The following is a 4,534-nucleotide window of genomic DNA, read 5'->3' on the forward strand; positions in this document are numbered from 1 at the left end:
GGACGCCCGGGCAGGCGTCGGCGCGGGTGCGGGGGGTGGGCACCGCGACACTGTAGGCATGGCCGCTTGACGCGGGGTGATCCTGTTGCGGACAGTGAGCAGGACAACCGAATACGGCGAGCGGGCCAGGAAGCCGGTGCGAGTCCGGCGCGGTCCCGCCACTGTCACCGGGGAGCGGACCCCTCGAGACGGCCACGGGGCGACCCGGAAGGCCGGGGCGAGCGTCGATCCGGGAGCCAGGACACTGACCGCCCGCCGACCTGCACGCTGACCCGGGACGAGGATCCCGAGGAAGGGACTCTTCGATGACCCGTGTCCTGCTGCTCTCGACGTCGGACACGGACCTGCTGTCCGCCCGGGCCTCGGGCGCCGACTTCCGCCTCGCCAACCCCAACCGCGTGCTCCTCGACGAGCTGCCCGCCATGGCCGCGGAGTCGGACGTCGTGGTCGTGCGCGTGCTCGGCGGCTACCGGTACTGGGAGGACGGCCTCGACCTGCTGCGCGCCGGGGACACCCCGCTGGTCGCGCTGGGCGGCGAGATGGCCCCCGACGCCGAGATGATGGAGCTCTCCAGCGTCCCCGCGGGCGTCACCGCCGAGGCGCACACCTACTTTGCGCAGGGCGGGACGGAGAACCTCCGCCAGCTGCACGCCTTCCTCTCCGACACCGTGCTGCTCACCGGCGAGGGCTTCGCCCCGCCGATCGCCCTGCCCGAGTGGGGGGTGCTGGAGCGCGACGCCGCCGCGCAGCCGGGGCCGACGGTCGCGGTGCTGTACTACCGCGCCCAGCAGATCGCCGGGAACGTCGCCTACATCGAGGCGCTCTGCCAGGCGATCGAGGCCAAGGGCGCCACCCCGCTGCCGATCTTCTGCGCGTCGCTGCGCCAGGCCCCCGCCGCACTGCTGGAAACCCTCCGCGCGGCCGACGCGATGATCGTCACCGTGCTCGCCGCGGGCGGCACCAAGCCCGCCTCCGCGCAGGCCGGCGGGGAGGACGAGGAGTGGGACGTCACCGAGCTGGCCGCGCTCGACGTGCCGATCCTGCAGGGGCTGTGCCTCACCTCCAGCCGCGCCACCTGGGAGTCCAACGACGACGGGCTGTCCCCCCTCGACGTCGCGACCCAGGTCGCCGTCCCCGAGTTCGACGGCAGGCTGATCACGGTCCCCTTCTCCTTCAAGGAGATCGACGCCGACGGCCTGTCCACCTACGTCCCGGACCCCGAGCGGGCCGCGCGGGTGGCGGGCATCGCGGTGCTGCACGCCGAGCTGGGGCGGATCCCCAACGCGGACAAGAAGATCGTGCTCATGCTCTCCGCCTACCCGACCAAGCACGCGCGGATCGGCAACGCGGTCGGGCTGGACACGCCGGCCTCGACCGTCGCGCTGCTGCGGGCGATGGGGGAGGCGGGTTACGACGTCGGTGACTTCCCGGGTGTCACCGCGCAGGACGGCGACGCCCTGATCCACGCGCTGATCGAGGCCGGCGGGCAGGACCCCGACTGGCTCACCGAGGAGAAGCTGGCGGGCAACCCGATCCGCATCTCCGCGGAGCAGTACCGGGGCTGGTTCGACACCCTGCCCGAGGACCTCCGCGACGGGGTGACCGAGCACTGGGGGGAGGCGCCGGGGGAGCACTACGTCCAGGACGGCGACATCGTCGTCGCGGCGCTGCGCAGCGGGAACGTGACCCTGATGGTGCAGCCGCCGCGCGGGTTCGGCGAGAACCCGGTCGCGATCTACCACGATCCGGACCTGCCGCCGTCGCACCACTACCTGGCCGCGTACCGGTGGGTCGCGGAGAGCTTCGGCGCCCACGCGATCGTCCACATCGGCAAGCACGGCAACCTGGAGTGGCTGCCCGGCAAGACCCTGGGCATGTCCGCGAGCTGCGGCGTCGACGCGGCCCTCGGTGACCTCCCGCTGATCTACCCCTTCCTGGTCAACGACCCGGGGGAGGGCACGCAGGCCAAGCGCCGGGCGCACGCCACGCTCGTCGACCACCTGATCCCGCCGATGGCCCGCGCCGAGACCTACGGCGACATCTCGCGGCTGGAGCAGCTGCTCGACGAGCACGCCAACATCTCCGCCCTCGACCCCGGCAAGCTCCCGGCGATCCGCCAGCAGATCTGGACGCTGATGCAGGCCGCCAAGCTGGACCACGACCTGGGCCTGGAGCAGCGTCCGCACGAGGCGGAGTTCGACGACTTCCTGCTGCACGTCGACGGCTGGCTGTGCGAGATCAAGGACGTCCAGATCCGCGACGGGCTGCACGTCCTCGCCGCGGCCCCCGAGGGCTCCGTGCGGGTGGACCTGGTGCTGGCGATGCTGCGCGCGCGGCAGATGTGGGGCGGCGAGCAGAACGTCCCCGGCCTGCGCGAGGCCCTCGGCCTGGTCGAGGACGGCAGCGAGGCCCGGGTGACGGTCGACGAGGTCGAGGCCCTCGCCCACAGCCTGATCGCCGACATGGAGGCCGCGGGCTGGGACCCCGACGCGGCCGCCGCCGTCGTCGATGCCCGACTCGGACAGGAGGGCGCGCGGAGCGGGCTCTCGGCCGAGGACCTGGAGCGGGCCGAGACCGTCGAGCGGATCCTTCGGTTCGCGGCGGTGGAGGTCGTGCCGCGGCTCGCGGAGACCGCGCACGAGATCGATCGGGTGCTGCACGCGTTGGACGGCGGGTTCATCCCCGCCGGGCCGTCGGGGAGCCCGCTGCGCGGGCTGATCAACGTGCTGCCGACCGGCCGGAACTTCTACTCGGTCGACCCGAAGGCGGTGCCGAGCAGGCTCGCCTGGGAGACCGGGCAGGCGATGGCCGAGTCGCTGGTGGACCGGTACAGGCGCGACCACGACGGCGAGTTCCCCCGCTCCGTCGGGCTGTCCGTCTGGGGCACCAGTGCCATGCGGACCAGCGGCGACGACGTCGCGGAGGTCTTCGCGCTGCTCGGCGTCCGGCCGGTGTGGGACGAGGCCAGCCGGCGCGTCACACGGCTGGAGGTGATCGACCTCGACGAGCTGGGCAGGCCCCGCATCGACGTCACCGTCCGCATCTCCGGGTTCTTCCGGGACGCGTTCCCGCACGTCCTGGCCCTGCTCGACGACGCGGTGCAGCTGGTCAGCGACCTCGACGAGACCGCCGAGCAGAACTTCGTGAAAGCACATGTGCTGCAGGACGAGCAGCGGACGGGGGACCGGAGGAGGGCCACCACCCGGATCTTCGGCTCCAAGCCGGGCACGTACGGCGCGGGCCTGCTCCAGCTCGTCGACTCCAGGAACTGGCGGGACGACGCGGACCTCGCCGAGGTCTACACGACCTGGGGCGGCTACGCGTACGGCCGCGGGCTCGACGGCGCCCCCGCGCGGGACGACATGGAGACCGCGTACCGGCGCATCGCGGTGGCGGCCAAGAACACCGACACCCGCGAGCACGACATCGCCGACTCGGACGACTACTACCAGTACCACGGCGGCATGGTCGCGACCGTCCGCGCGCTGACCGGCACCGCGCCCGAGGCGTACATCGGCGACTCGACGCGCCCCGAGTCGGTCAAGACCCGGACGCTGCACGAGGAGACCGCCCGCGTCTTCCGTGCCCGCGTGGTGAACCCGCGCTGGATCGAGGCCATGCGCAGGCACGGGTACAAGGGCGCCTTCGAGATGGCCGCGACGGTGGACTACCTCTTCGGCTGGGACGCGACCACCGGCGTCGTCGCGGACTGGCAGTACGAGAAGCTCACCGAGACCTACGTGCTGGACCCGGACAACCGCAAGTTCCTGTCCGAGTCGAACCCGTGGGCGTTGCACGGCATGGCCGAGCGGCTGCTCGAGGCCGCGGAGCGTGGGCTGTGGGAGGCGCCGGAGCAGGACACGCTCGCCGCGCTGCGACAGGCGTACCTGGAGACCGAAGGCGATCTCGAGGCCGAGTGATCGGCCCGACCCCGCCGCCTCGGGAGCGACGGACACCGTCGGGCCCGGTTCGCCCACGATCGGGCGGTCGGGATGGCGTCGGGACGGGTTCGGGGCCAGCCTGACAGCCATGATCGTTCGTTCGGTGCGTGCCGTGGCCCTGCTCGTCGGCGCGCTGGCCCTGGCCGGGTGTGGGTCGTCGTCGACCGGCGCGCCCGCGGCCCCGTCCACCACCCAGGTCCCGGCGCCGACGAGCGCGGCCACCACGTCGGCCGCCCAGGTGGCCACGAAGTGCACGCTCGCGCAGCTGGAGGCCTCGGTGGGACGGACGACGGGGGAGGCGGGCCAGCGGCACACGACGATCGTGTGGACGAACACGTCGAGCGCACCGTGCACGATGACGGGGTTCGGCGGGGTGGACCTGAAGGGTCCCGACGACCCGACCTTCGGGCCGACCTACTCGCTGCCCCGCTCCTCGCAGGAGCCAAGGACCGTGCGGCTCGCGGCGGGCGCCGCCGCCCACACCGTGATCACCTGGCTGCCGCCCCAGGACGGGCCGGGATGGACCCCGACCGGCATGCTCGTCACGCCGCCGGACGAGGTTGACCAGCATGTCCGAGGTGAACTTGCGGTGT

Annotated in this window: 2 protein-coding genes and 1 riboswitch; both genes read left to right on the forward strand. The window is 72.8% G+C overall.

The window, feature by feature from the left end; translation table 11 throughout:
* Positions 1 to 126 precede the first annotated feature (126 nt).
* A riboswitch (cobalamin riboswitch) is annotated at positions 127 to 247 on the forward strand.
* A 58-nt stretch (positions 248 to 305) separates the two neighbouring features.
* Positions 306 to 3,920 (forward strand): cobaltochelatase subunit CobN, encoded by a 3,615-nt coding sequence (cobN, locus tag H5J29_RS21785; protein WP_181782901.1) that lies wholly within the window; start codon positions 306 to 308, stop codon positions 3,918 to 3,920.
* 109 nt (positions 3,921 to 4,029) lie between these two features.
* Positions 4,030 to 4,534: DUF4232 domain-containing protein (locus H5J29_RS21790; RefSeq protein WP_181782902.1), on the forward strand; the 505-nt coding region annotated here is incomplete at its 3' end.

This window comes from Pseudonocardia pini, from assembly GCF_013870575.1.
Classification (GTDB): Bacteria; Actinomycetota; Actinomycetes; order Mycobacteriales; family Pseudonocardiaceae; genus Pseudonocardia; species Pseudonocardia pini.